The sequence below is a fragment of the Streptomyces sp. NPDC042259 genome (assembly GCF_055582085.1).
Genome location: NZ_JBVJDW010000001.1, coordinates 459384 through 485332 on the forward strand (window position 1 = coordinate 459384; position 25949 = coordinate 485332).

General features: G+C 72.3%; 24 protein-coding genes. 15 read left to right on the forward strand and 9 right to left on the reverse strand.

The window, feature by feature from the left end:
- Positions 1 to 327: 327 nt before the first annotated feature.
- Positions 328 to 1353: an ATP-binding cassette domain-containing protein gene (locus ACZ6MA_RS02055; RefSeq protein WP_469430306.1), complete on the forward strand. Its 1026-nt coding sequence runs from the start codon at positions 328 to 330 to the stop codon at positions 1351 to 1353.
- On the forward strand, positions 1350 to 2177 hold the full coding sequence (locus ACZ6MA_RS02060; RefSeq protein WP_469430307.1) for an ABC transporter permease: 828 nt from the start codon (positions 1350 to 1352) through the stop codon (positions 2175 to 2177). Before ACZ6MA_RS02055 ends, ACZ6MA_RS02060 begins: the two co-directional genes overlap by 4 nt.
- A gap of 34 nt (positions 2178 to 2211) precedes the next feature.
- On the opposite strand, the gene ACZ6MA_RS02065 is transcribed toward ACZ6MA_RS02060, so the two are convergent.
- A complete protein-coding gene (locus ACZ6MA_RS02065) occupies positions 2212 to 5598 on the reverse strand; it encodes an AfsR/SARP family transcriptional regulator (RefSeq protein ID WP_469430308.1) in 3387 nt (1128 codons plus the stop codon).
- A 140-nt stretch (positions 5599 to 5738) separates the two neighbouring features.
- Here ACZ6MA_RS02065 and ACZ6MA_RS02070 point away from each other — a divergent pair, with 140 nt between their 5' ends.
- Positions 5739 to 6551 (forward strand): site-2 protease family protein, encoded by an 813-nt coding sequence (locus ACZ6MA_RS02070; RefSeq protein WP_469430310.1) that lies wholly within the window; start codon positions 5739 to 5741, stop codon positions 6549 to 6551.
- Positions 6552 to 6557: 6 nt separating this feature from the next.
- On the opposite strand, the gene ACZ6MA_RS02075 is transcribed toward ACZ6MA_RS02070, so the two are convergent.
- Both ACZ6MA_RS02075 and npdG read right to left on the reverse strand, forming a co-directional pair.
- Positions 6558 to 6752: a hypothetical protein gene (locus tag ACZ6MA_RS02075; RefSeq protein WP_469430311.1), complete on the reverse strand. Its 195-nt coding sequence runs from the start codon at positions 6750 to 6752 to the stop codon at positions 6558 to 6560.
- Between the two features lie 81 nt (positions 6753 to 6833).
- Positions 6834 to 7538 carry an NADPH-dependent F420 reductase gene (gene npdG / locus ACZ6MA_RS02080; protein WP_469430312.1) on the reverse strand — a complete coding sequence of 235 codons (705 nt, stop codon included), beginning with the start codon at positions 7536 to 7538 and terminating at the stop codon, positions 6834 to 6836.
- A 270-nt stretch (positions 7539 to 7808) separates the two neighbouring features.
- Here npdG and ACZ6MA_RS02085 point away from each other — a divergent pair, with 270 nt between their 5' ends.
- Both ACZ6MA_RS02085 and ACZ6MA_RS02090 read left to right on the forward strand, forming a co-directional pair.
- A complete protein-coding gene (locus ACZ6MA_RS02085) occupies positions 7809 to 8423 on the forward strand; it encodes a hypothetical protein (protein WP_469430313.1) in 615 nt (204 codons plus the stop codon).
- Between the two features lie 55 nt (positions 8424 to 8478).
- Entirely contained in the window at positions 8479 to 9828 is a 1350-nt protein-coding gene (locus ACZ6MA_RS02090; protein ID WP_469430314.1) for an MFS transporter, read from the forward strand.
- Between the two features lie 213 nt (positions 9829 to 10041).
- On the opposite strand, the gene ACZ6MA_RS02095 is transcribed toward ACZ6MA_RS02090, so the two are convergent.
- On the reverse strand, positions 10042 to 10260 hold the full coding sequence (locus ACZ6MA_RS02095; protein WP_469430316.1) for a hypothetical protein: 219 nt from the start codon (positions 10258 to 10260) through the stop codon (positions 10042 to 10044).
- A 67-nt stretch (positions 10261 to 10327) separates the two neighbouring features.
- On the opposite strand from ACZ6MA_RS02095, the gene map reads away from it, so the two are divergent.
- From map to ACZ6MA_RS02125, 6 genes are all read left to right on the forward strand, one after another.
- Positions 10328 to 11185 (forward strand): type I methionyl aminopeptidase, encoded by an 858-nt coding sequence (gene map / locus ACZ6MA_RS02100; RefSeq protein ID WP_469430317.1) that lies wholly within the window; start codon positions 10328 to 10330, stop codon positions 11183 to 11185.
- A gap of 143 nt (positions 11186 to 11328) precedes the next feature.
- Positions 11329 to 11991: a biliverdin-producing heme oxygenase gene (locus ACZ6MA_RS02105; RefSeq protein ID WP_469430318.1), complete on the forward strand. Its 663-nt coding sequence runs from the start codon at positions 11329 to 11331 to the stop codon at positions 11989 to 11991.
- Between the two features lie 326 nt (positions 11992 to 12317).
- The gene (gene efeO / locus ACZ6MA_RS02110; protein ID WP_469430320.1) at positions 12318 to 13454 is read left to right on the forward strand and encodes an iron uptake system protein EfeO; all 1137 of its coding nucleotides are present in this window, start codon (positions 12318 to 12320) and stop codon (positions 13452 to 13454) included.
- A gap of 9 nt (positions 13455 to 13463) precedes the next feature.
- Positions 13464 to 14783, forward strand: coding sequence for an iron uptake transporter deferrochelatase/peroxidase subunit (efeB, locus tag ACZ6MA_RS02115; RefSeq protein ID WP_469430321.1), 1320 nt, complete (start codon positions 13464 to 13466; stop codon positions 14781 to 14783).
- A 49-nt stretch (positions 14784 to 14832) separates the two neighbouring features.
- On the forward strand, positions 14833 to 15789 hold the full coding sequence (gene efeU, locus ACZ6MA_RS02120) for an iron uptake transporter permease EfeU (RefSeq protein WP_469430322.1): 957 nt from the start codon (positions 14833 to 14835) through the stop codon (positions 15787 to 15789).
- Positions 15728 to 16666: an SCO2278 family lipoprotein gene (locus ACZ6MA_RS02125; protein ID WP_469431168.1), complete on the forward strand. Its 939-nt coding sequence runs from the start codon at positions 15728 to 15730 to the stop codon at positions 16664 to 16666. Before efeU ends, ACZ6MA_RS02125 begins: the two co-directional genes overlap by 62 nt.
- 305 nt (positions 16667 to 16971) lie before the next feature.
- Here ACZ6MA_RS02125 and ACZ6MA_RS02130 read toward each other — a convergent pair whose 3' ends face one another.
- Both ACZ6MA_RS02130 and ACZ6MA_RS02135 read right to left on the reverse strand, forming a co-directional pair.
- Complete coding sequence (locus tag ACZ6MA_RS02130; RefSeq protein ID WP_469430323.1) at positions 16972 to 17703, reverse strand: bifunctional DNA primase/polymerase; 732 nt, start codon at positions 17701 to 17703, stop codon at positions 16972 to 16974.
- 143 nt (positions 17704 to 17846) lie between these two features.
- A complete protein-coding gene (locus tag ACZ6MA_RS02135) occupies positions 17847 to 18440 on the reverse strand; it encodes a TetR/AcrR family transcriptional regulator (protein ID WP_469430324.1) in 594 nt (197 codons plus the stop codon).
- 140 nt (positions 18441 to 18580) lie between these two features.
- Here ACZ6MA_RS02135 and ACZ6MA_RS02140 point away from each other — a divergent pair, with 140 nt between their 5' ends.
- Positions 18581 to 18763 carry a DUF6243 family protein gene (locus ACZ6MA_RS02140; protein ID WP_469430326.1) on the forward strand — a complete coding sequence of 61 codons (183 nt, stop codon included), beginning with the start codon at positions 18581 to 18583 and terminating at the stop codon, positions 18761 to 18763.
- Positions 18764 to 18878: 115 nt separating this feature from the next.
- On the forward strand, positions 18879 to 19718 hold the full coding sequence (gene ddaH, locus ACZ6MA_RS02145) for a dimethylargininase (protein ID WP_469430327.1): 840 nt from the start codon (positions 18879 to 18881) through the stop codon (positions 19716 to 19718).
- Positions 19719 to 19820: 102 nt separating this feature from the next.
- On the opposite strand, the gene ACZ6MA_RS02150 is transcribed toward ddaH, so the two are convergent.
- The 3 genes from ACZ6MA_RS02150 to ACZ6MA_RS02160 form a co-directional block, all read right to left on the reverse strand.
- On the reverse strand, positions 19821 to 20855 hold the full coding sequence (locus tag ACZ6MA_RS02150) for a small ribosomal subunit Rsm22 family protein (protein WP_469430328.1): 1035 nt from the start codon (positions 20853 to 20855) through the stop codon (positions 19821 to 19823).
- A 10-nt stretch (positions 20856 to 20865) separates the two neighbouring features.
- Positions 20866 to 22170 (reverse strand): multidrug effflux MFS transporter, encoded by a 1305-nt coding sequence (locus ACZ6MA_RS02155; RefSeq protein WP_469430329.1) that lies wholly within the window; start codon positions 22168 to 22170, stop codon positions 20866 to 20868.
- A gap of 324 nt (positions 22171 to 22494) precedes the next feature.
- Entirely contained in the window at positions 22495 to 23982 is a 1488-nt protein-coding gene (locus tag ACZ6MA_RS02160; RefSeq protein ID WP_469430330.1) for an alkaline phosphatase D family protein, read from the reverse strand.
- 111 nt (positions 23983 to 24093) lie between these two features.
- Here ACZ6MA_RS02160 and ACZ6MA_RS02165 point away from each other — a divergent pair, with 111 nt between their 5' ends.
- Entirely contained in the window at positions 24094 to 24996 is a 903-nt protein-coding gene (locus tag ACZ6MA_RS02165) for a PhzF family phenazine biosynthesis protein (protein WP_469430331.1), read from the forward strand.
- A 145-nt stretch (positions 24997 to 25141) separates the two neighbouring features.
- Entirely contained in the window at positions 25142 to 25825 is a 684-nt protein-coding gene (locus ACZ6MA_RS02170) for a hypothetical protein (RefSeq protein WP_469430332.1), read from the forward strand.
- Positions 25826 to 25949 lie beyond the last annotated feature (124 nt).

The following is a 25949-nucleotide window of genomic DNA, read 5'->3' on the forward strand; positions in this document are numbered from 1 at the left end:
TGAGGACTACCGCCGCGCAGCGGTGGTGCCGACGGCCTCCGGCGGTTCGTCGGCCACCGGCCCGTGGTGCCGCCTGCGGCGGCGAGCGCCCTGCGGGCGCGTCCTCAATCGCCGGACGGGCTTGATGTGGCTGGGCTCAGCCGCAACCGCCCAGCCACCCAGCCCGTCCGGCGCTTGAGGACACAGCAACAACAGCCCGTCCGGCGATTGAGGACGAAGCGCCGCGCAGCGGTGGTGCGGAGGGGCCGGCGCCCCATCGGCAGGATGTCGGCGGGCTGTCGATTAATTATCGGCGCGCTGTCAGCAGACCCTGGCACTGTGGCTTCCATGACGCGAAACGACATCCCTGGAAGCGGCAGGAACGCCGTAGAGGTCCGGGGGCTGGTCAAGCACTACGGCGAGACCAAAGCCCTGGACGGGGTCGACCTGGAGGTGCGCGAGGGCACCGTCCTCGGCGTGCTCGGCCCCAACGGTGCTGGCAAGACCACCCTCGTACGGGTCCTGTCCACCCTCATCCGGCCCGACGCGGGCACCGCCCGCGTCGGCGGTTACGACGTGCTGACCCAGCCCCGGCAGCTGCGCCGGGTGATCGGGCTGACCGGCCAGTACGCCTCGGTCGACGAGAAGCTGTCCGGCGCCGAGAACCTCTACATGATCGGGCGGCTGCTCGACCTCTCCCGTAAGGACGCCCGGCGCCGGGCGGAGGAGATGCTGGAGCGCTTCTCGCTCACGGAGGCCGCCAAGCGGCCCGCCATGCAGTACTCCGGCGGTATGCGCCGCCGGCTCGACCTGGCCGCCTCGATGATCGGCCGGCCGACGGTGCTCTATCTGGACGAGCCGACCACCGGCCTCGACCCCCGCACCCGCAACGAGGTGTGGGAAGAGGTCCGGCGGATGGTCACCGAGGGCACCACCGTGCTGCTCACCACGCAGTACATGGAGGAGGCGGAGCAGCTCGCCGACGAGCTGACCGTCATCGACCGCGGCCGGGTGATCGCCGGCGGCGGGGTCGACGAGCTGAAGGCGAAGGTCGGCGGGCGCACCCTGCAGATCCGCCCGGCGGACCCGGCCGAACTGTCCCGGATGGTGGGCGCGGTGGCCCAGGCGGGGCTGGACGGCATCGCCGGCGCGACGGCCGACGCCGCGGAGGGCGTGGTCAACGTCCCGATCGTCAGCGACGAGCAACTGACCGCCGTGGTGGCGCTGCTGGGCCAGCGGGGCTTCGCCATCTCCGGCATCAGCACCCATCTGCCCAGCCTCGACGAGGTGTTCCTGGCCGTCACGGGCCAGAAGACCTCCGAGAGCAGCACGCCGCAGGACCGCACCGACGAACTCCAGGAGGTCGCGGCATGAGCGCGGCGACGATCGACACGCCCGTGAAGACGCCGGCCGGCGAGGGCCGGATCGGCCTGCGGGGCAATCTGCGGCACATCGGCGCGCTCGCCCGCCGCAACATGCTCCAGATCAAGCAGGACCCGGAGTCGATGTTCGACGCCGTGCTGATGCCGATCATCTTCATCCTGCTGTTCACCTACGTCTTCGGCGGCAACATCGCCGGCAAGGGCAACGAGCAGGAGTACGTCGGCTATCTCGTGCCGGGCCTGATGGCGATGATGGGCATGAACATCGCCATGGCGGTCGGCACGGGAGTCAACGACGACTTCAAGAAGGGGGTGATGGACCGCTTCCGGACGATGCCGATAGCCCGGTCGTCCGTCCTCATCGCGAAGATCGTCGTCGAGGTCGGGCGGATGCTCATCGCGACCACGATCCTGCTGGTCATGGGCTTCATCCTGGGCCTGACCATCAGCACCTCGGTGCTGCACCTGCTCGCGGCGGTGGCGCTCGCCATGGTCTTCGGCGCCTCGCTGATGTGGATCTTCATCCTGCTGGGATTGACCCTGAAGACCGCACAGGCCGTCCAGGGAGTCGCCATGCTCGTCCTGATGCCCTTGCAGTTCGGCAGCTCGATCTTCGCGCCGCCCCAGAAGATGCCGGGCTGGCTGGAGACGTTCACCGACTACAACCCGCTGTCCAACCTCGCCGACGCCTCCCGCAATCTGATCAGGGGCGGCCCGGTGGCCCACTCGGTGTGGATGACCCTCGCCTGGGCGGCGGCCATCACCTTGGTGACCGCACCGGTCGCGATCGCCAAGTTCCGCAACAAGACCGACTGAACCGGTCGCGCCCGGGCGCTTCCCGGGGTGCGCGTCATACGAGGGCGGTGGCCTCCTCCAGGGTGAGGCCGCCGCCTTCGGCGTAGGCGCGCTCGTACGCCGCCGCGCCCAGCGCCGCACGCGTCGCGGCCTCCGTCGCCGTCCGCACCTCCCGCTCGACGGACGCGGGATGGACACCGGGCGGGCGCAGCGCGGCACTGGCACCGAGCAGGCGGGCCGCCGTCAGAGTGTGGTCCTCCCCGCCCAGCGCGCAGTGGGCCTGGGCGGCGTACAGCAACTGCACCATCCCCAGGTGCGGTGCGACCAGCGAGGACACCGGGTCGCTGCCCTTGTCCAGGGCGTAGCGCAGTCTCGGCAGTGCCTCGGCCGGACGGCCCTCCAGGGTGTCGATCCAGGCGAGCAGGCCACCGACGGTGCTCTGGAGGATCTCGATGGCGCGGCCCTCGAACTCCGCCCGGATCGACTCGAGGAGGTCGCTCGCCTCCGCGGTGTCGCCCTGCTGGGCGAGCCGCACGCCGAGCTGGAGGCGGGCGAAGAGCGCGGCGTCGGGGCCGACGCGTTGTGCTTCCACGGTGACCTCGCGCAGGACCCGCACGGTCTCGGCCGCGCCGGCCAGTCCCGCTTCCCTGCGCACCTCGGCCAGCCGGCCGCGCAGCATCGGCACCATCGCGGTCGCGCCGAGTTCCCGGACGCGGTCGACGGCCTCCGCGTAGTCCTCCGCCGCCCGCTCGTACTCCCCGCGCCGCTCGTGGGCCTCGCCTCGCCCGGACAGGGCCTCGGCCACGCCCCAGGAGTCGCCGAGCCGGCGGAAGAGTTCCAGGCTCTCGTCGGCGTCCAGGGCCCCCTGGTCGGACCGGTCGGCGCTGTCGTTGAAGAGCTTGGCCCGCAGTTGGAGCGCGTTGGCCAGTTCCCAGTCGTAGCCGAGCCGGCGGCAGCGCTCCACCCCCCCGTCGATCATCGCGTAGAGGTTGGCGGCGCCGCCGGTCAGCAGCGCGGCGAAGAACCAGGCCATGCCCGGGACGCGGCAGTTCTGCGGCTGCCCCTCCCCGTAGGCCTCCAGGATGCCGCGGAGCCTGGCCTGCATCTCCGGCCGGGTGAAGACCCGCATGTCGTGGTCCATGTTGGCGAGCGCGACCATGCGCACCCCCCGCCGGGCCTCCTCCAGCAGGTCCGGCGGCATGGGCGGCGGCGCTGCCGTGCACGGCACGAGCAGCGGCGGGGCGGGGGTGACGGGGGCCGCGAAGGGGTCCGGGCCGAGTGCGGCGGCCGCCTCCGCCCAGGTGCGGGCGTCGAGGCGGTGCTCGCGCAGCTGCCAGAACCAGCCGAGGGACAGCACCAGGCACAGCGCCTCGTGCTCGTCCCGCGTCGCGACGGCGTGCCGCAGCGCGGTCCGCATGTTGTCGTGCTCCAGCTCCAGCCGTTCCAGCCAGACCCGCTGTGCGGGGCCGCGCAGCAGGGGGTCGGCGGTACGGGCCAGTTCGCGGTAGGCGACCAGGTGGCGGCGTTGCGCCATGGCCTTCTCCCCCGCCTCCTCCAGCCGCTCGGCGGCGTATTCGCCGACGGTTTCCAGCAGCCGGTAGCGCATCTCGCCGTCGGCGGCGGGCGCGGCGACGACCAGCGATTTGTCGACGAGGGAGCCGAGCAGTGCGGCGACGTCCCGGGCGTGGACGGCGCCGGGCCCGGGGCCGTCCTCCGCGCACACCTCCTCGGCGGCGGACAGGTCGCAGCCGCCGGAGAAGACCGACAGCCGGCGCAGCACGGCGCGCTCGGGATCGGCGAGGAGGTCCCACGACCAGTCGACGACGGCGCGCAGCGTCTGCTGGCGGGGCAGGACGGTGCGGCTGCCGGAGGTGAGCAGCCGGAACCGGTCGTCGAGGCGGTCGGCGAGGCCCCGGGGGCCGAGCAGCCGCAGCCGGGCGGCGGCGAGTTCGATGGCGAGGGGCAGGCCGTCGAGGCGGCGGCAGATCTCGGCGCATGCCTCGGGGTCGTCCTCGACGCGGAAGCCGGGGCGGGCGGCGGCGCCCCGGTCGGCGAGCAGCCGCAGGGCGACGGGGTCGGGCAGCGGCTCCACGGGGCGCACCAACTCGCCGGGCACGGCGAGCGGTTCGCGGCTGGTGGCGAGGACGGTGACGCCGGGGCAGTGGGCGAGGAGCGTCTCGGCGAGCCGGGCGGCGGCGTCGATCACGTGCTCGCAGTTGTCGAGGACGAGCAGCATGCGGCGGTGCGCGCAGTGCTCGGCGAGCCGGCCCAGCGGGTCGAGCGCGGTCGCGTCGGTCGCGGCCCGCAAGCCCTCGGCGGTGGTGCCGCGTACGACGGTCTCCCGGGCGCCCAGTGCGGTCAGCACCGCCTCGGGCACGGTACCGCCGTCGTCGACGGGTGCGAGTTCCGCGAGCCACACCCCGTCGGGCCAGGCCCCCTCCGTCCGGGCGGCGGCGTCGGCGGCCTCCTGCGACAACCGGGTCTTCCCGGCCCCGCCCGGCCCCAGCAGCGTGACGAGCCGGTACCGGGTCAGGTCCCCGCGGATCAGCGCGAGATCGTCCTCCCGGCCGACGAACGAGGTGGGCCGGGCGCGCAGGTTCCCCGGCGGCGGGAGCACGGGGGCGGCCGGCGCCGGTACGGGCGCTCCGGCGCCGGTGGGGGCGGTGGCCGCGCCGGGCCCGGCGGGCCGTGCCGCCTCCCCCTCGGCGGCTCCGGGCAGGTCCTGCGGGGTCAGCAGTTCGCCGTGCAGGGCGCGTAGTTCCGGCCCGGGGTCCGTGCCGAGCCGGTCGGCTATGGAGCCGCGGATCCGCTCGTACGCGGCGAGGGCCTCGGCGGGACGGCCCGTGGCGCGCAGGGCGCGCAGGCGCAGGGCCTGGAGGGGTTCGTCCAGGGGGTGGGCGTCGCAGAGTTCGGTCAGCTCGGGCAGGACCGCCGCCGCGTCACCGAGGGCGAGGGCCGCGGCGGCGCGGTGCCGGCGGGCGTCGAGGCGGCGGATCTCGTGCCGGACGGCCAGGGCGTCGCGGTCCGGGAGGTCGGCGAGGGCGGGGCCGCGCCACAGCGCGAGGGCGTCGTCGAGCAGGATCGCGGCCTTGGCCGGGTCGCCGTCGTCGAGAGCGCGGGCCCCCTCGTCGGCGAGCCGGCGGAAGCGGTACAGGTCGACGTCGTCGGGCTCGGCCCGCAGCCGGTAGCCGCCGGCCACGGAGTCCACCGCCGGGTGGCCGATGGCCCGCCGCAGCCGTCCGACGAGCGCCTGCAGCGCGCCCGCCGCGTCGGCGGGCGGCGCATCGCCCCACACCTCGTCGATCAGCGCTTCGGCGGAGCGGGGCCGGCCCGGGTGCAGGGCCAGCGCGGCGAGGAGTCCGCGCAGCCGGGCACCGCCGAGGGCGGTGGTCCGGCCGTCGGCGGAATGGGCTTGGGTGGTGCCGAGAATGCCATAGCGCACGGACCCATTCTCACCCGGCGCCCACGGGTCGGTACGACACACGGGGGCGAGCAAGTAACGTCGCCCGGTACGCAGCCACGCCCCGGACCGTGTCCCCCCACGGCCGGGCGGCCCACCGAGACGCACAGGAGCATCAGGCAATGGCACCCACAGCGACCCGCGACGAGGCGCGCGTGAGCCCCGTCTTCCTCGCCCTCGTCGCCGTCATGGCGGTTTCCATATGGGCGGTGTGGACGGACTTCTCGGCGAGCCCCGGCTTCGCCGTCTTCCTGTTCGTCGTCTCGGGGTGGATCGTCTCGCTCTGTCTGCACGAGTACGCGCACGCGCGCACCGCCCTGCACGGCGGGGACATCTCGATCGGCGCCAAGGGCTATCTGACCCTGAACCCCTTGAAGTACACGCACGCGCTGCTCAGCATCGTCCTGCCGGTGATCTTCGTGATCATGGGCGGGATCGGGCTGCCGGGCGGGGCCGTGTTCATCGAGCGGCACCGCATCCGGGGGCGCTGGAAGCACAGCCTCGTCTCGGCGGCGGGCCCGCTGACGAACGTGCTGTTCGCGGCCGTGGTCAGCGCGCCGTTCTGGCTGGACGCCCTGGACGGGGTGCCGGACGACTTCCGCTACGCGCTGGGCTTCCTGGCGCTGCTCCAGCTCACGGCGGCGATCTTGAACTTCCTGCCGGTGCCGGGCCTGGACGGCTACGGGGTGATCGAGCCGTGGCTGTCGCACAAGCTGCGACGGCAGGTGGAGCCCTTCGCGCCGTTCGGGCTGCTCGCGGTCTTCGGCTTCCTGTGGATCCCCGGCGTCAACCACGCCTTCTTCGACATGATCGACGCGATTCTGCGTGCCCTGGGCGTGACCGAGTGGGACACCTACTGGGGCCAGGAACTGTTCCGCTTCTGGCAGGGCACGCCGGACATCCCGCCGCTCACCTCGGTCGACGTCGGTCCGTGAGCCCGCTCACCGGCCCTGGCCGGCCTGCTCGGCGGCCCGGTCGTTCTTCTCCTTGCGCACGTAGTACCAGGCGATGTTCGACGCGACGCCGAGCAGCAGGATCCAGATGATGCCGAGCCAGCTGCCCCGCGCGAAGGAGACGACGGCCGCCGCGAGCGCGAGGGCGCAGACGGCGATGGCGTAGAGGGCGAGGCGGGGCATGGGGGCGGCTCCTGGTCGGCGGACGCGGGTGCGTGGATCCCGCCCATTATCTCCCAGGTGTCCCCCATGCCCCCGGGCGGCTCAGACGTCGGTGACCCGCAGGCCCGCGTGCGCCTTGTAGCGGCGGTTCACGGAGATCAGGTTGGCGACCAGGGACTCCACCTGGTGGGCGTTGCGCAGCCGCCCGGCGAACACACCGCGCATGCCGGGGATGCGCCCGGCCAGGGCCTGGACGAGATCCGTGTCGGCCCGCTTCTCGCCGAGCACCATCACATCGGTGTCGATCTCCGCGATCTCCGGGTCGGAGAGCAGCACGGCGGACAGGTGGTGGAAGGCGGCCGTGACGCGCGACTCGGGCAGCAGGGCGGCGGCCTGCTGGGCGGCACTGCCCTCCTCCGGCTTGAGGGCGTAGGCGCCCTGCTTGTCGAAGCCGAGCGGGTTGACGCAGTCGATGACGAGCTTCCCGGCGAGGTCCGCGCGCAGCGACTCGAGGGTCTTGGCGTGGCCGTCCCACGGCACGGCGACGATCACGATGTCGCTGCGCCGCGCGCACTCGGCGTTGTCGGCGCCCTCGATGCCCAGGCCGATCTCCTCGGCGGCGGTCCGCGCCCGGTCGGCGGCACGGGAACCGATGATCACCTTCTGGCCGGCCTTGGCCAGCCGGTAGGCGAGCCCACGCCCCTGGTCACCGGTGCCTCCGAGCACGCCGACGACGAGACCGGAAACGTCGGGCAGCTCCCAAGGGTCTTTGGCGGGGGCCTTCTTCACGTCATCAGGAGTAGTCATGACAGCGATACTGTCACGCCGCCTTCTCCCTTCCGGGGAGGGTCGTCCGAGGCCGGGCTTGAAGGGCCGGGCTCAGCCATATCAAGCCCGTCCGGCGATTGAGGACGCGCCCGCAGGGCGCTCGCCGCCGCAGGCGGCAAAGACGGCCGTCAGCCGAAGGTCCGCCGGCCAGGCGAGCGGCAACGACAGCCCGCCGCAGGCGCCCCCGTACGGGTGAGCCCCCCACATAACCGCGCTGCCCGCGCAGCGGCTACGGCAGGATGCGGCCGCATGGACGCCGTACGGGTCGCGCTGCTGCGCGAAGCGCTCGCCGGGACCGAGTGGTTGCGCACCACGCGCCGTTTCGCGGGAACGTTACGGACCTCCGTCACCCGGCACGGCGGTGGGCTGCTCCTCGTCGGGACCCCGCGGTACGAGCCGTGGCACCTGGCCGCGCACCTGGACGACGAGGCCGCCTGGGCCGGGCTGCCGGAGCTGTCCCCGACGCTCGTCCGGCACCGGGTGCCGCCCGGCGCCCCCGCGCACCTGGCGGTCGGCCCGGCCCGGCTGGCGACCGCCCGGCGCGGGGAGACGCTGCTGGTGGTGACAGCCGACGAACCGGGTGCGGGACTGCTGGAGCGGGTGCACGACGCACGGCGCGGCGGGGTGACGGTGCTGGCCCTGGACGGCGCGGGCGGCGACGAGGGCCGCGATCTGCGGGCCCTCGCGCACGAAGCGCTGCCCGTGCCGGCCTCGGGGGAACTCGACCTCGATACCGTCCAGCACCTCGTCAGCGCCGCCGCCGGGGAGAACGCACCGCCCGCTCCGCGTGGCCGCCACCGCTTCCTCGACCGGCTCGCCCGGCTCGCGGAGCAGCTGACCGCACCGCCGCCGACCCGCTGGTAGCGGCGCCGCGAAAATCGTTTGCCCGCATTCCGTCCGGCCCGGACGATGGTCTCCCGTGACCGAGCACCATCCCCCCTCCGAAGCCGCCGCGCCCGCTGAGGCCGCCGCGCCTCCCGCGCCCTCCCCCGGCGGAATCCGCGCTCTGCTGCCCGACCTGACCCCCTGGCACGCCTCCGCCGACTTCCGCCGCATGTGGCTGGCGGGGCTGGTGACGGTCTTCGGCAGCTTCCTGACCTTCATCGCCGTGCCGCTGCAGCTCAAGGAGCTGACCGGCTCGGCGCTCGCGGTCGGCGCGGTCGGTGCCGTCGAACTCGTGCCGCTGATCGTCTTCGGTCTCTACGGCGGTGCGCTCGCCGACGCCATGGACCGGCGGAAGCTGATCCTGTGGACCGAGGCCGGGCTCGCCGTCCTGTCGGGGATCCTGCTGCTCAACACCCTGCTGCCGCACCCGCTCGTCTGGCCCTTGTACGTGGTGGCAGCGCTGGTCAGCGCGCTGACGGGGCTTCAGCGTCCGGCGCTGCACGCGATCGTGCCGCGCATCGTCGCGCACGAGCACCTGCCGGCCGCCATCGCCCTGAACTCGATGCGCTGGCAGGTCGGCGCCATCGCCGGCCCGTCGCTGGCCGGCGTGATCATCGCCTTCGCCGGGCTGCCCTGGGCGTACGTCCTGGACATCGTGTCCTACGTGATCTCGCTCGCCCTCATCATCGGCCTCGCCGCCTCGCCCGCCTCCCACGACGCCGACAAGCCGTCACTGCGCGGGGTCCTGGAGGGCGCGCGCTACGCGTGGCGCCGCAAGGAGCTGCTCGGTACGTACGCGGTCGACATGGCGGCGATGTTCTTCGCCATGCCCACCGCGATCTTCCCGTTCCTGGCCGACGATCTGGACGCCCCCTGGGCGCTGGGCCTGATGTACGCGGCAGGGGCGGTCGGTTCACTGGCGGTGAGCCTGACCAGCGGCTGGGTGTCGCGCATCCACCGGCACGGCCGGATGGTGGTGCTGGCGGCGATGGGCTGGGGTCTGGCCATGGCCCTGGCGGGCTGGATGCACAACATCTGGCTGGTGCTGGTGTTCCTGGCCGTGGCCGGGGGCTGCGACATGGTGAGCGGACTCTTCCGCTCGGCGATCTGGGACCAGACGATCCCGGACGAGCTGCGCGGCCGCCTCGCCGGCATCGAACTGCTCTCGTACTCGGTCGGCCCCCAGCTCGGCCAGGTCCGCGTGGGCGGCACGGCCGCCCTGACCAGCGTCCGCACCTCGGTATGGGCGGGCGGCCTGGCCTGCGTCGCCTCGGTGGGCCTGCTGGCCCTCACCCTCCCGAAGCTCATGTCGTACGACGCGCGGACGAACGAACACGCGGTCCGCATGCGCTCCGCCCGTGCGGACGTGCCGCTGGGGGCGTAGCCCCCGCGTTGTCTTGTGCGCACCCCCTCTGCGCGGTGGTGTCCTCAATCGCCGGACGGGCTGCTGTGCTGTGTCCTCAATCGCCGGACGGGCTGAATTTCAGCCCGTCCGGCGATTGAGGACGCGCCCGCAGGGCGCCCGCCGCCGCAGGCGGCCAAACCGGCCGCCAGCCGAAGAACCGCCGGCCAGGCGAAAGGCCGGCCAGGCGAAAGGTCAACCCTTCTCCCCCTCGTCGTTCCAGCGCGGATCCTCCCGCCACTCCTCATTCCGCTCGCGCGCCGTCTCCATCGCGTGGGCGGCCTCCTCGCGGGTCCCGTACGGGCCGAAGCGGTCGGCGGCACGGCATTCGGGGCCTTCCTCGACCGTGCCGTGCTTGAGGCAGTAGTACCACTCGCCGTGCTTGCCGGCCGGTTGCCGTTTGAACAGTGCCATCAGGGTCTCCTCCAGCGTGGGTGCTCGACCACATGCTCCCCGAAAGCCGCTGGCTACACTCGCTGACATGTCTGGCCAGTCGCTTCTCACCCCGGGGACCCTCTCCCCCGCCCGCCCCGTCCCCGCCTCGATCCCGCGGCCCGAGTACGTCGGAAGGGACGCTCCCACTCCCTATACCGGCCCCGAGGTCCAGGACGCCGAAACCATCGAGCTGATGCGGATCGCCGGCGGTATCGCCGCGCGGGCGATGGAGGAGGCGGCCAAGCACATCGCCCCCGGCGTCACGACGGACGAGCTGGACCGGGTCGCGCACGAGTACATGTGCGACCACGGCGCCTACCCCTCGACGCTCGGCTACCGCGGCTTCCCCAAGTCGCTGTGCGCGTCCGTGAACGAGGTCATCTGTCACGGCATCCCGGACTCCACAGTGCTGCGTGACGGCGACATCGTGAACCTCGACGTGACGGCGTTCATCGGCGGCGTGCACGGCGACAACAACGCCACCTACCTGTGCGGCGACGTGGACGAGGAGTCGCGGCTGCTCGTGGAGCGCACGCGCGAGGCGCTGAACCGGGCGATCAAGGCGGTCAAGCCCGGCCGTCGCATCAACGTCATCGGCCGTGTCATCGAGTCCTACGCCAAGCGCTTCGGCTACGGCGTCGTGCGCGACTTCACCGGCCACGGCATCAACTCGTCCTTCCACTCCGGCCTGATCGTCCCGCACTACGACAGCCCTCACCACGACACCCTGATCCAGCCGGGCATGACGTTCACGATCGAGCCGATGCTCACCCTCGGGACGTACGAGTACGACATGTGGGCGGACGGCTGGACGGTGGTCACGAAGGACCGCAAGCGGACGGCCCAGTTCGAGCACACGCTCGTGGTGACGGATACGGGAGCGGAGATCCTCACCCTGCCGTAGCGCGGCCGGGGGCGGTAGGGTTTTACCGACAGCACGTCGGGAAGACCATGGGCTTGGACAAGCCCGATGGAAGAGGTCGGCGGCGCGCGCGAGCGCGCCCCGGCACCGTCCCTCCCGCCCTCTCGGTCCACCGGAGGTCCGCCTTGGACTCGCCCGTCACGACGCCGTTCTCCACCTTGATCCGTACCGCCTCGCACGAGCAGCACACGGAAGCCGAGAACGCGTCGTTCATGAGCGACATGCTCGGCGGCAGGCTCGGCGTCGCCGCCTACCGGCGCTACACCGAGCAGCTCTGGTTCGTCTACCGCGCCCTGGAGTCCGCGGCGGCCCCGCTGGCCGCCGATCCCGTGGCCGGGCCCTTCCTGCGCCCCGAGCTGCCCCGCACCGCCCAGCTGGAGCGGGATCTGGCCCACCTCGGCGGGCCGGGCTGGCAGAGGGGGCTCGTCCCGCTGCCCGCGACGGCGGCCTACGCGGCCCGGGTCGAGGAGTGCGCCCGCACCTGGCCCGCCGGCTACGTCGCCCACCACTACACGCGCTACCTGGGCGATCTGTCCGGTGGCCAGATCATCCGGGACACCGCCGAGAAGACCTGGGGCTTCGCCCGCAAGGGGGACGGCGTCCGGTTCTACGTCTTCGAGGCCATCGGCAACCCCGCCGCCTTCAAGCGCGAGTACCGCGCGCTGCTGGACGCGTTGCCGGTCGACGACCTGGAGAAGCAGCGCGTGGTGGACGAGTGCAAGCGCGCCTTCGCGCTGAACACGGCGGTCTTCCACGCCTTGGGGCGCGAGTTCCCCCTCAGCGCGTAGGGCCCCGCCCGGCACGCGGGGCCGCACCCGGCCGCGTCGCGGTCCCGCACGGCCGCGCCCTCGCACCGCGCACTCTTTCGCGCCGGAGCCGCTCGGTCGTGTATACCAACAACCGGTAGAAGTGATTCCGCTTCCGTGCGCCGATGGGCTCCTGGTGGTCCCGTGACGGGACGGACGAGTCTTTGCCCGGTGAGAGCAGGATCACGACCCCCCAAGGGAACTATTTAGGCAAGCCTCAGATAAGTTGGGGCGGCTTAAATCGGCCATGCCCTGCCTGCCGCTGTCCCGTTCCCGTTCGTTCTCGTCCGAGCAAGCCTGGAGCCTCCATGCGCGTCCTCCGCTCCTCCGTCGTCGCCGCCGTCTCGGCCGTGGCGGCCCTGACCGCCGTGTCCGGCTGTGCCGAGAAGTCGGACGCCGAGGGCTCCGACGCCGTCAAGGTCACGGCCTCCGACGACAAGTGCGAGGTCTCCAAGACCTCCTTCCCGGCCGGCCACGTGAAGATCGCCGTGAAGAACAAGGGCGCCAAGGTCACCGAGGTCTACGTCTACGCCCCGGGCGACCGGATCGTCACCGAGCGCGAGAACATAGGCCCCGGCACCAAGGTGGAGATCGCCGCCGAGATCAAGGCCGGTTCGTACGAGATCGCCTGCAAGCCCGGCATGAAGGGCGACGGCATCCGGCAGAGGGTCACCGCCACCGGCGACGGCGCGGCGAAGAAGCGCGACCCGGAGCTGGACAAGGCCGTCGCGGAGTACCGCAAGTACGTCCTGGCGCAGGCCGAGGAGACCATTCCGGCCGCCCAGAAGTTCGTCGACGCGGTCAAGAAGGACGACCTCGACGAGGCGAAGAAGCTCTACGCCCCCTCCCGCATCGGCTGGGAGCGCACCGAGCCGGTCGCCGAGTCCTTCGGTGACATCGACCCGAAGGTCGACGTCCGCGAGGACGGCCTGGAGAAGGACCAGAAGTGGACCGGCTGGCACAAGCTGGAGAAGTCCCTGTGGGACGACAAGAAGATCACTGAGGACGACAAGAAGCTGGCCGACCAGCTGATGGCCGACCTCAAGGACTGGCAGAAGCGCGTCGGTACCGCCGAGATCACCCCGACCAGCATGGCCAACGGCGCCAAGGAGCTGCTCGACGAGGTGGCCACCGGCAAGGTGACCGGCGAAGAGGAGCGCTACAGCCACACCGACCTGGTCGACTTCCACGCCAACGTGGAGGGCGCCGAGAAGTCCTACGCACTGCTGAAGCCGGTCGCCGCCAAGAACGACGCGGCGCTGACCAAGGAGCTGGACCGGCAGTTCGCCGATCTGAAGAAGCTCCTCGACGAGTACCGCGAGGGTGACGGCTTCAAGTCGTACGACACCGACACCGTCGGCAAGGACGACCGCAAGAAGCTCTCCGACGCGGTCAACGCGCTCGCCGAGCCCCTGTCCAAGCTCGCCGCCGCCGTCGCCAAGTAGGGGGCCGGGATGCCGGAAGAGACCACCGCGGGGAACACCACCGCGGAGCACACCTCCGAGGAGACCACGGCGGTGACCGCCCGGAAGACCGGGGCGGCGCCCTCGCGCCGCTCGCTGCTCGGCTGGGGCGGTGCCGGGCTCGCGCTCGGCGCCGTCGCCGCCGGCGGCACCGCCGCCGCGCTGCGCACCGGTGACGACGCCCGGCCGGCCGCCGTGAGCGGCGACGCGGTGCCCTTCCACGGCACCCACCAGGCGGGCATCGCCACGGCCGTCCAGGACCGGCTGCACTTCGCGGCCTTCGACGTGACGACCGGTGACCGGGCCGCGCTGATCGCCCTGCTCAAGGAGTGGACCGCGGCGGCCGCGCTCATGACCGCCGGCCGCGAGGTCGGCGAGGGCACGGCCGGCACCCAGCCGGAGGCGCCGCCGGACGACACCGGCGAGGCGCTCGGCCTCAAGCCCTCCCGGCTGACGCTGACCTTCGGCATCGGCCCCGGTCTGTTCGAGAAGGACGGCAAGGACCGCTTCGGGCTGAAGTCCCGGCGGCCCAAGGCCCTGATCGACCTGCCCGCGTTCCCCGGCGACAACCTCGACGCGGCCCGCAGCGGTGGCGACCTGTGCGTCCAGGCCTGCGCGGACGACCCGCAGGTCGCGGTGCACGCCATCCGCAACCTCGCCCGGATCGGCATGGGCAAGGTCGCGATCCGCTGGTCGCAGCTCGGCTTCGGCAAGACGTCCTCGACGACGCCCGACGCGCAGACCCCGCGCAACATGCTGGGCTTCAAGGACGGCACCCGGAACATCGCGGGCACCGACACGGCCGCCCTCGCCAAGCACGTATGGGTCGGCGAGAAGGACGGGCCCGAGTGGATGGTCGACGGGTCCTACCTCGTCGCCCGCCGCATCCGGATGCACATCGAGACCTGGGACCGGACCTCGCTCAAGGAGCAGGAGGACATCTTCGGCCGCGACAAGGTCGAGGGTGCCCCGCAGGGCAAGCAGCGCGAGCGCGACGAGCCGAACCTCAAGGCGATGCTGCCGGACGCGCACGTACGCCTCGCCCACCCCGACAGCAACGGCGGGGCGACGATCCTGCGCCGCGGCTACTCCTTCACCGACGGCACCGACGGGCTGGGCCGGCTGGACGCGGGGCTGTTCTTCCTGGCCTACCAGCGCGATGTGCGCGACGGTTTCGTGCCGGTGCAGACCCGCCTCTCGCGGAGCGACGCGCTCAACGAGTACATCCAGCACGTGGGTTCGGCCGTCTTCGCCGTTCCGCCGGGTGTCCGGGACAAGGACGACTGGTGGGGCAAGGCGCTCTTCTCGTGACCGGCGGCGTGATCGACGGTCCTGCTACGGAAACGGAAGGGGAAGCCACGTGTTCGGCAACTACCTGATCGGCCTGCGCGAGGGTCTGGAGGCCAGCCTGGTCGTCTGCATCCTCGTCGCCTACCTGGTGAAGACCGGGCGCCGGGACGCGCTGTTGCCCATCTGGCTCGGCATCGGCACCGCCGTGCTGCTCAGCATGGCCTTCGGGGCACTCCTCCAGTTCGGTTCCCGGACCATGACCTTCGAGGCGCAGGAGCTGCTCGGCGGCTCGTTGTCGATCGTCGCGGTCTGCCTGGTGACCTGGATGGTGTTCTGGATGCGGCGCACCGCGCGGCATCTGAAGCGGGAGCTGCACGGCAAGCTGGACGCCGCCCTCGCGATGGGCACGACCGCGCTGGTCGTCACGGCGTTCCTGGCGGTGGGCCGTGAGGGCCTGGAGACCGCGCTGTTCATCTGGACCGCGGTGGAGGCCACGGACGACGGGGTCCGGCCGCTGGTCGGCGCGGCGCTGGGGCTGTGCACCGCCGTGGTGCTGGGCTGGCTGTTCTACCGGGGCGCGCTGCGGATCAACCTGGCGAAGTTCTTCACGTGGACCGGCGCGATGCTGATCGTCGTGGCGGCGGGTGTGCTCGCCTACGGCTTCCACGATCTGCAGGAGGCCGAGTTCCTGCCGGGGCTGCACGACCGGGCCTTCGACATCAGCGCCCAGATCCCCAGCGACAGCTGGTACGGCACCCTGCTCAAGGGGATCTTCAACTTCCAGCCGGACCCGACCTGGCTCCAGGTCGCGGTGTGGGCGCTGTACGTGGTCCCCACCCTTGTCTTCTTCTTCGCCCCGGGTAGGGTTGCGCCGTCCCAAGCAGCCCCCGAGGAGTCGAAGCCAGATGAGACGCCGGTTGCCCCGTCGACTGTTGACAGCCCTGGCGGCGGCGACGCTGCTGACGGTGACCGGGTGCATGACGGTGCACGGCGAACGGGAAATCGTTCCGGCGGTGAGCCGGGCTGAGGCCCCGAAGGTCCTGGAGCGCTTCACCGACGGCTACAACGAGGCCTACCGCCGGCTCGACGAGGCCGCCGTGGAGCGGGTCGAGACCGGTGCCCTCGCCGAGATCGGCAGGGCCGACCTCAAGGCCCAGCGGGCGGTGACGCCCCACGGCAACCCCGGCTATCCGGCCCTGGCGCTGACGGACACCCGCTTCACCATCCCCAAGATGGCGGGCTGGCCGAAGTTCTTCGTGGCCGACAGCCGGAGCAACCGCGACAAGAACCGCTGGTTCGTGGTGTTCACGCGCGCGGCGGCGAAGGAGCCGTGGAAGGCCGCGTATCTGTCGATCCTCAGCGACAACGAGATACCGGGGTTCGCCACCGACAAGGACGGCTGGGCCGAGCCGGTACCGGCCACGGGCGGCCCGGACGGCAAGCCCGGGGCGGCCTCCGGCCTGAGCACGGAGCCCGCCGCGGTGAGCACGGCGTACACGGACTATCTGCGCACCGGCCGGGGGGCGGTCTTCGCCCCGGGCAGGGCGACGTCGGCGCTCCGCGAGGACCGGGGCCGGCGGGTACGGACTCCGAACTACTGGACCGAGTTCATCGACACCCCCGAGCGCGCCCCCGGCTTCCCCTCCTTCGCGCTGCGCACCGACGACGGCGGGGCGCTGGTGTTCTTCACCGCGCACCACCGGGAGAAGCGCACCATGGCCAAGGGCCTGCGGCCCACGCTCAGCGAGCAGCGCACGAAGGCCCTGCTGTCCGGCGACCTCAAGCGCGCGGTGACCTTCGTGCGGGTGTCGGAGTCGGCGGTAAAGGTCCCGGCGAAGCCGGCCGGCCGCCGGATCGTCTTCCTCAACCGCATCGAGTCACTCACGGCGGCCAAGGGTGACTAGGCCGTCGCCCGCCCCACCTCTGCGCGGCGGTGTCCTCAAGCGCCGGACGGGCTGCTGTGCTGTGTCCTCAAGCGCCGGACGGGCTGAATTCAGCCCGTCCGGCGCTTGAGGACGCGCCCGCAGGGCGCTCGCCGCCGCAGGCGGCAAAGACGGCCGGTAGCCGAAGATCCGCCGGACACGGCCAGGCGGCTTCGGCCGAGGCCAGCCAAAACCAGCCCGTCCGGCGATTGAGGACACCCCGCGCAGCGATGGTGCGGATGGCACGGGCCGCAGTGTCGCACCATCCGCCGGACAGGCAACAGGCGTCAGCGGCCGATCGGCCACGCGGCGGAGTCGTGGTGGTCGTGGTCGGGGCGGTCCCCCACGTACTGGGCGCAGGCGTCGGTGAGGGCTTCCAGCAATGTCAGCGGATCGGGCAACGGCCGCTCCGGGCCGGCCAGCCAGGCCACCTTGCCGTCCTCGGGCAGCAGCGACGGGGGCAGCAGCACATAGCTGCCCCGGCAGTGCCAGCGCAGCCCCGGGTGCTCGTCCATCGTCTCGGGGTGGCTGTCCAGCTCGCAGGGCCACCACTCGTCCTCGTCGTCCGGGGTGCCGCGGGTGGCGGTGAAGAACAGCATGCGGTCGGGGGTGACCGTGGCGACCGGGCCCACCTCGACACCGGCCTCCTCCAGCCGGGCCAGGGCCTGCCGGCCCGCCTCGGCCGGTACGTCGAGCACATCGTGCGCGATGCCGGTGGCGGTGATGAAGTTCGCCTCCGGCTGGGCCCGCAGCCACTTGGTGACCTTCTCCGGGTCGGTCGTGGCGAGGGTCTGCCAGGCGAAGGAGACGGGGTGCCGGCCCGGGGTGGGACAGCCGATGCGCTCACACGAACAGCCGTACCCGGAAGGGTGCGCGGCCGGGGCCAGCGGGTACCCCGCGGCGGCCGCGGCCAGAAGCAGTTCCTCGCGGGCGGCCGCGAGGGCCGCCCCCGTGCCCGTATCGCCGCCCGCTCCCCTGGGACGGCGCAGCCACTGGGAGAACCTGCTCATGCGTTCCATCTATCCCCTCACTTCGACCGCGGTCTCCGGTCAATGCTGCCACCATCCTGCTCCCGGCGTGACCGCCGGACGCATCCGGGGGGTGTGAGACCGGACGCGTCCGTGCCGTGCGGCGGGGCCCCGCGGGGGTGGTGCCGGGGGCCTCAGCGGGGGGTGACGGCGCGCATCAGCAGGTCGACGAGGGCGTCGGTGAAGTCGTAGGTGAGCGGGGCCGTGCGCATGAGCCAGCGCTGGGAGAAGGGGCCGAGGAGCATCTCGACGGCGATCCGCACGTCGACGTCCTCGGCGATGTGCCCCGCTTCCTTGGCCTTGACCAGCCGGTCGACGTAGGCCTGGATGCCCGTCTCCTGGAGCTTGTTCACGAACTGTTCGGACAGCTCGGGGTCGTTCGCCCCGGCGGCCGCGAGCGCCCGGTAGGGGGCCTCGAACTTGGGGTCGTTGAATTCGTCGACGGTCGCGCGCAGGACGAGCCTGAGGTCGGCCGCGAGGTCGCCGGTGTCGGGCAATTCGCTCTCGATGTCCCCCGCGTCGGCGGTGAACGCGTCGAGCAGTACGGCGGCCTTCGACGGCCACCAGCGGTAGATCGTCTGCTTGCCCACGCCCGCGCGGGCGGCGATGCCTTCGATCGTGAGTTTGTCGTACCCCACCTCGCCCACGAGTTCGAGGGCCGCGTCGAAGATCGCGCGCCGGGATCGTTCGCTGCGGCGGGTGGCGTCAGGGGTCTTGGGGGTGGCCATGCCCGCCAGTCTAGCCGGTTTCGAGGCGAACCGTATCGTCTCATGAGCCCTTGACAAGACGGCGCGTCTCGTTCAGAGTAGAGGGCACCGCGAGACGGATCGTCTCGCGAAGCCGATGGAATCAACGAGAGGAGACCCCCATGACCCGGGGTAACGCTGGCGGAATGCTCGGAGTCGGCGGTACGCGCAGCAACCTCTCCCGCAAGGCCCTCCGCGGCGGCGGCCGGGCCGGCGGGGCCGGGGGCGGCACGGACGCGATCGCACAGAAGCGGGAGCTGTTGCGCAAGTTGCGCGAAGGCCGAACCGGAACCACGGGAGTGTGAACGAGCCACCGCTAAACCACCCGTACGGTTCATGCGCGGTGGGCGGTGAGCGTGGACGATTTGGGCACGTACGGCTACCTCCGTACGTGCCCAACGCCCCTGTGAGGAGCGCTCCTTGCGTACAGCCGCTCGTGCCGTTCGTGCCGCTCGTGCAGCCACCCCGCGCCACTATGTGATGTGCCCCCCGACGCACTTCCGGGTCACGTACTCGATCAACCCGTGGATGGACCCGGACAAGCCGGTGGACCTGCCGCTGGCGCTCGCGCAGTGGGAGGATCTGCGCGACCGTTACCGCGCCCTGGGCCACACCGTCGCGGAACTGCGGCCCCGCCCGGACCTGCCCGACATGGTCTTCGCCGCCAACGGCGCCACAGTCGTCGACGGCCGGGTGCTCGGCGCCCGCTTCGCGCACCCCGAGCGGGCCGCCGAAGCGGCCGTCCACACGGAGTGGTTCCGCGCGAACGGCTACCGGGACGTACACGAGCCGGAGCACATCAACGAGGGCGAGGGCGACTTCGCGGTCACCGCCTCGTGGCTGCTGGCCGGCCGCGGCTTCCGCAGCAGCCCGCTGTCGCACCCGGAGGCCCAGGAATTCTTCGGCCGCCCCGTCATCGGGCTCGACCTCGTCGACCCGCGCTACTACCACCTCGACACGGCGCTGTCCGTGCTCGACGGGGACGAGGTCATGTACTACCCGGGCGCGTTCTCCCCCGGCAGCCGGGCCGTGCTGGAGCGGCTGTTCCCCGACGCGCTGATCGCCACGGAGGAGGACGCGTCGGCCCTGGGGCTCAACGCCGTGTCCGACGGCCGCCATGTGCTGCTGCCGCAGGCGGCGGTGGGGCTGTTCGCCCCACTGCGGGAACGGGGCTACGAGCCGATCGGAATGGACCTGGGGGAACTGCTCAAGGGAGGCGGCAGCGTCAAATGCTGCACGCTTGAGCTCCGCTCGGGGTGACCCTTCGCCTGGCCGGCGGTTCTTCGGCTGCCGGCCGGTGCTGCCGCCTGCGGCGGCGAGCGCGGTGCCGCCTGCGGCGGCAAGCGCCCTACGGGCGCGTCCTCAAGCGCCGGACGGGCTTGACTCGAGCCCGTCCGCCGGAGGCCACTCGTCGCCCCAGGCCGTGTCACGCGCACCCCGGTACAGCGGGCCGTGGCGCTTGGTCACCGTTTCGCGGGTGAGGCCGTCCGAGGGGGTGCAGAGGTCGAGGAGGACCTGGCCCTTGCGGATCTGCGGCTTGCGGACGACCCGGGCGGGCGCGGCCGGGACGTCGAGGCCGCGCACCGCGGCGACGTAGGAGAACTTCTCGTCCTCGTACGGCAGGGAACCGCCCTTGACCTGCCGGTGCAATGAGGAACGGCTCACCCGGGCCGAGAAGTGGCACCAGTCCGCGCCCACCTCGATCGGGCACTGCGCGCTGTGCGGGCACGGCGCGACGATCCGGAAGCCGGCCGCGATCAGACGGTCGCGCGCCTGCCGGATGCGGAGGTAGCCGTCGGGCGTGCCCGGCTCGATGAGGACGACGGTCCGCGCGGCGCGGGCGGCTTCGTCGACGACCGCGTTCCGGTCGGCCCCGGTCAGCTCGCCCAGGACGTAGGAGACGGTGACGAGGTCGGTGTCGTCCGGGATCACGAGGCCGCCGCCGATGGCCTGGCGGCGCCACTGTGCGGCGCGCAGTGCCGCGGAGGAGGCGTCGCGGGCCAGCTCGGCGCCGAGCGCGAGGGCGGGTTCGGCCCAGTCCAGGACAGTGGTGTGCCGCTCCCCCGACGGCCATGCGGCGGCCACCGCCCAGCTCGCCGCGCCGGTACCGCCGCCGATGTCGACGTGCGAGGCGGGCTCCCACTCGGGGAGCCGGTCGCGGAACGCCTCCAGCGCGGACCGCACGGCCTCGAAGGTCGCGGGCATGCGGTAGGCGGCGTACGCGACGACGTCGGAGCGGTCCCGCAGGACGGGGACGTCGGTCGGGGTGTGCCCCCGGTAATTGGCGATGAGCCGCTCGACCGCCTGTGCCGCCTGCTTGGGCGGCAGCCCGTCGAGGAGGTCGGCGAGCGTGGCGCGCAGGTTCTCGCCGGTCGGCGCGTGTTCGGGGGCGTGCATTTGAGGAATTCTATGCCGCCGGGCCGGCCGGCCCGGCGGTCCGGCCGTCGGCGGCCGCGCGCGCCCCGGCGAAGGGCCGGCACAGGCCGAGGAAGCAGCCCACGGCCGCGAGCGCGCACACCACCTGGACGACGGCCATCGGCACGGCCGTGTGCGAGCCCGCGATGCCGACGAGCGGTGAGGCGATCGCGCCGAGCAGGAACGTCGACGTGCCGAGCAGCGCCGACGCGGATCCCGCGGCGTCGCGGGAGCGCATCAGCGCCTGGGCGTTGGTGTTGGGCATGGTCAGCCCCATCGCGGACATCAGGACGAAGAGCCCGGCGGCGACCGGCAGCAGACCGGCCTCGCCGAAGACCCCCGAGGTCGTCAGCAGCAGGGCGACGGAGGCGAGGGTGACGACGGCGAGTCCGGCGGCGAGGGCCTTGTCGAGGCTGACCCGGCCGACCAGCACCTTGCCGTTGATCTGCCCGACGAGGACGAGACCGACGGAGTTGACGCCGAAGAGGAGGCTGAAGGTCTGCGGGGAGGCGCCGTAGATGTCCTGGACGACGAAGGGCGACGCGGAGATGTAGGCGAAGAGCGCGGCGAAGGAGAAGCCACCCGCGAGCATGTAACCGGTGAAGACCCGGTCGGCGAGCAGGCCGCGCATGGTGCGCAGGGCCTCGCCGAGACCGCCGGTCTGTCGTCGGCCGGGCGGCAGGGTCTCGTCCAGCCGGCGCCAGACGACGAGGGTCAGCAGGATCCCGACGGCGGTGAGGACGACGAAGACGCCCCGCCAGTCGGTCAGCCGCAGCACCTGGCCGCCGATGAGGGGCGCGACGACCGGGGCGACGCCGGAGATGAGCATGAGGGTGGAGAAGAAGCGGGCCATGGCCACGCCGTCGTACAGATCGCGGACGACGGCGCGCGCGATGACGATGCCGGCCGCGCCGGCCAGGCCCTGGACCAGCCGGAAGGCGATGAGCAGCCCGGTGGTGGGGGCGAAGGCACAGACCGCCGTGGCGAGGACGTAGATCACCATGCCGGCGAGCAGCGGGCGCCGGCGTCCCCACTTGTCGCTCATGGGGCCCACGACGAGCTGTCCGAGCGCCATGCCCATGAGGCAGGCGGTGAGGGTCAGCTGCACGGTCGCGGCGGGGCTGTGCAGGGAGTCGGTGACCTGCGGCAGGGCCGGGAGGTACATGTCCATGGACAGCGGCGGCAGGGCGGAGAGCCCGCCGAGGACGAGCGTGACGAACAGGCTCGCCCGGCGGGCGGCGGGTATCCGTTCCCCGTCCGTCACGGGCTCGGCGGTACGGGGGCCGGGTTCCGTCATGCGTCGCTCCATCGTTTTGATTGAAAGTACATATTGTCATGGGCGACGGTGGCTCTCAGCCCTTACTGGCCGGTCGGCCGGAGTGACGTTGCCGGGCGGGACTTTCCGGACACGGCCTAGGCCGTGTCCGGCGGATCTTCGACTACCGGCCGTCTTTGCCGCCTGCGGCGGCGAGCGCCCTGCGGGCGCGTCCTCAACAGCAGCCCGTCCGGCGCTTGAGGACACAGCACAGCAGCCCGTCCGGCGCTTGAGAACACCGCCGCGCAGCGGTGGTGCGGACGCCACGGGCCGCAGCGCCCGCCCACATGGTCCGCCGGACACGGCCTACGCGGGCCGCAGGCCCGGCGCACCGGCCTGGGAGACGAAGGAAGCGGCCGTGGTCACGGGCGCACCCGGGACGACGACGGAGGAGACCGTGCGGAAGTCGGCGCGCAGCCGCTCGGCGTCGAGGGTGACGATCACATAGCCGCGCCGGCCGTTGTAGAACTTCATGTGCGGGTTGGCGGCGAGCATGCCGGACCAGTCGTCGGGCCGGTCCGCGCCGTCGAAGCCGCTGGAGACCGAGGTGCCGACCAACTCGACGCCCAGGGTGCGCGAGTCGGGGGCGTTGAAGTCCTCCTTGATGTCCATGGCGTAGTGGACGTGGACGTCGCCGCTGAGGACGACGAGGTTCTCGATGCAGGCCCGCTCGACACCCGCGAGGACCCGGGCCCGGGAGGCCGGGTAGCCGTCCCAGGCGTCCATGGAGACCTTCGAGCGGGCGGCGGTGGTGTTCTTGCGCTGCGAGAAGACCACCTGCTGGGCCAGTACGTTCCAGGTGGCGGTGGACTCGCGCCAGCCGTCGAGGAGCCAGCGTTCCTGCTCGGCGCCGGTGAGGGTGCGGGCGGGGTTCTCGGATTCGGTGCCGGGGTACTTCCAGCCGTCGCCGTAGGCCTGGTCGGAGCGGTACTGGCGGGTGTCGAGGAGGTCGAACTGCGCCAGACCCCCGTAGTGGAACCGGCGGTGGAGCCGCAGGTCCGCGCCCGAGGGCCGCTGTGCTCTGCGCAGCGGCATGTTCTCCCAGTAGGCGCGGTAGGCGGCGGCGCGGCGGGCCCGGAACAGCTCGGGTGGCAGGTTGTCCTGGGAGATGTCGCCCGCGTAGTTGTTCTCCACTTCGTGGTCGTCCCAGGTGACGTACCAGGGATGGGCGGCGTGCGCGGCCTGGAGGTCCGGGTCGGTCTTGCCGAGGGCGTACCGCTGCCGGAAGTCGTCGAGGTCGAGCAGCCAGTGGTTGTGGAAGTCGGGCAGGGGGCGGTCGGTGTAGTTCCGGGCCCCGGCCAGCGCGTCGATGGCGTTCTCGTAGATGTAGTCGCCGAGGAAGAACACGGCGTCCAGGTCCTCGTCGGCGAGGTGGCGCAGCGCGGTGTAGTAGCCCTCGTCGTACTGCTGGCAGGAGACGACGCCGAACCGCAGGGAGCCGACGGCGGCGTGCGGCTCGGGGGCGGTGCGGGTACGGCCGACGGGGCTGGTCCACGGGCCGGCGCGGAAGCGATACCAGTAGACGCTGTCGGCGTCGAGGCCGCGCGGGTCGACGTGGAGGGTGTGGCTTTCCTCCGCGCGGGCCCGCGCGGTGCCGCACCGTACGACGCGGCGGAAGTGTTCGTCGCGGGCGAGTTCCCAGTCGACGGGGATCGCGCCCTCGCGCGGCAGTCCGTTGCCCACCTCGTGCGGGCGGGGGGCGAGTCGGGTCCACAGCACGACGGAGTCCGGCAGCGGATCGCCGGAGGCAACGCCCAGTGTGAACGGGTTCTCGGTGCTGCTGTGGAGGGTCATGCTCCCAATGTGCGCGCGGGTGGGGCGGCTGGGAAGACACCCCGCGCACAATGCCCGTGGGGCGCGGGGTGGTGCGGGAATGCGCAGGGGGCGCGCGTGGTTGGAGCGGCCATGACGACGAACCACCCCTCACGCAAGGGCCCTTCGGCCCCCGGTAGCGGTGCCGAAGTGCTGCGTTACACGGCCTTCTCCGCCGACCCGGGCGGCGGCAACCCGGCCGGCATCGTGCCGGACGCCACGGGCCTCGACGACGCGGCACTGCTCGCGATCGCCGACGAGATCGGGTACAGCGAGACGGCGTTCCTGACCGCGCCGCCCGAGGGGCTCGGGGAGAGCGGACGGGCGTTCACGATGCGGTTCTTCAGCCCGCTGGCGGAGGTTCCGTTCTGCGGGCACGCCACCGTCGCGACGGCCGTCGCGCTCGCCGAGCGGCTCGGCGCGGGGGACTTCGTCTTCGCGACCCCGGTGGGCACGATCCCGGTCACCGTCACCGAGAGCGGCGGCACGCTGCGCGCCACTCTCACCAGCGTCGAGCCGCACACCGAGGAGGTGGCGCCGGAGGTGCTGGAGGAGGCTTTGGCGGCACTGGCCTGGCCCGCCGCCGACCTCGATCCCGCCTTCCCCGTACGGATCGCCTTCGCGGGCAACCGTCACCTCGTGCTGGCCGCCGCGACCCGGGAGCGACTGGCCGATCTCGACTACGACTTCGACCGGCTCGGCGCGTTGATGCGCTCCCTCGACCTGACCACGGTGCAGCTCGTGTGGCGGGAGTCGGAGAGCGTCTTCCACGTCCGTGACCCGTTCCCGGTCGGCGGGGTCGTCGAGGACCCGGCGACGGGTGCCGCGGCCGCCGCCCTCGGCGGTTATCTGCGGGAGCACCGACTGGTCGGCGAGGACGCGGTGTTGACCTTGCACCAGGGCGAGGACCTCGGCCGGCCGGGGCTGTTGGAGGTCGGGCTGCGGGCGGGCGACCCCCGGGTCAGGGTCAGCGGAACGGCCACCCGGATCGCCTGAACCGCCCGACCGGGGGCGCCGGTCGAGGGCCCGGCGCGCGGAGTCCGTCGTGCGCCTACGGCGGCCTGCACACTCCTGCCTGAACGTCCGGTTCCCGGTGTAGCGTCCTCCCAGACGAGGGGCGACACCTTGGGGGGTGGGCGGTGTGAGCTCGGACGGTGACCCTCCTCCTTCCCCGCCCGGCAGTCCCTTCTGGGCGCATGTCTGGAAGTACTGGGTGACCGCCGGGCTGGCGCTGGTCGTGGCGGCGGTGATCCCGGTGTTCGTGAAGACGGGCCCGTTCGCGGGGAACAGCGTCCCGTCGTCCCCCACGCCCCCGCCGGCCACCACACCGGCCGACGACCCGTCCCCCTCCCCGTCCGGTGACGACGACGTTCCCGCCCCCGATGACGACACACCGACACCACGGGCCCGCACGACGACCCCGGCCGCCTCCACCCGGCCGCCGTCGCCGCCCACGGTCCGCGTGTCGCCGTCGGAAAGCCCGTCGCCCTCGGCTTCCCCGGTAGGGGTGTCGGCGCGGATCACCGAGGTCCGCACCCTGGGCCCGGTCACGTCGACCGTCACCAAGGTGCAGGTCTTCGCGGTCTTCAACGGACTCAAGGGCCGGACGGGATATCTGCGGTGGTACGTCTACAACGACGTGACCAAGCAGGTCATGAGCGGCGTCAGCACCATCCCGTCCCCCGCGTTCAAGTGGGACAGCACGAACTGGCACCCCACGTTCCTCGTCTCCACCCCCGGGGTGCGCTGGCAACTCCAGGTGACGGCATACGGCCCGGACGGCAGGCAGTTGGCGACGAACCACTCGAACTTCACGTTCGGCTGACCGCTCGATTGATCGTCCGGCCCGATACGGACATCCGTCCGAAAGAGTCGGTGGGCAAGGCAACCAACTCCGCGCTTCCGTCGTGTTCCTGGATGAGGGCCCGAAACGGCCCACCAAGGAGGAA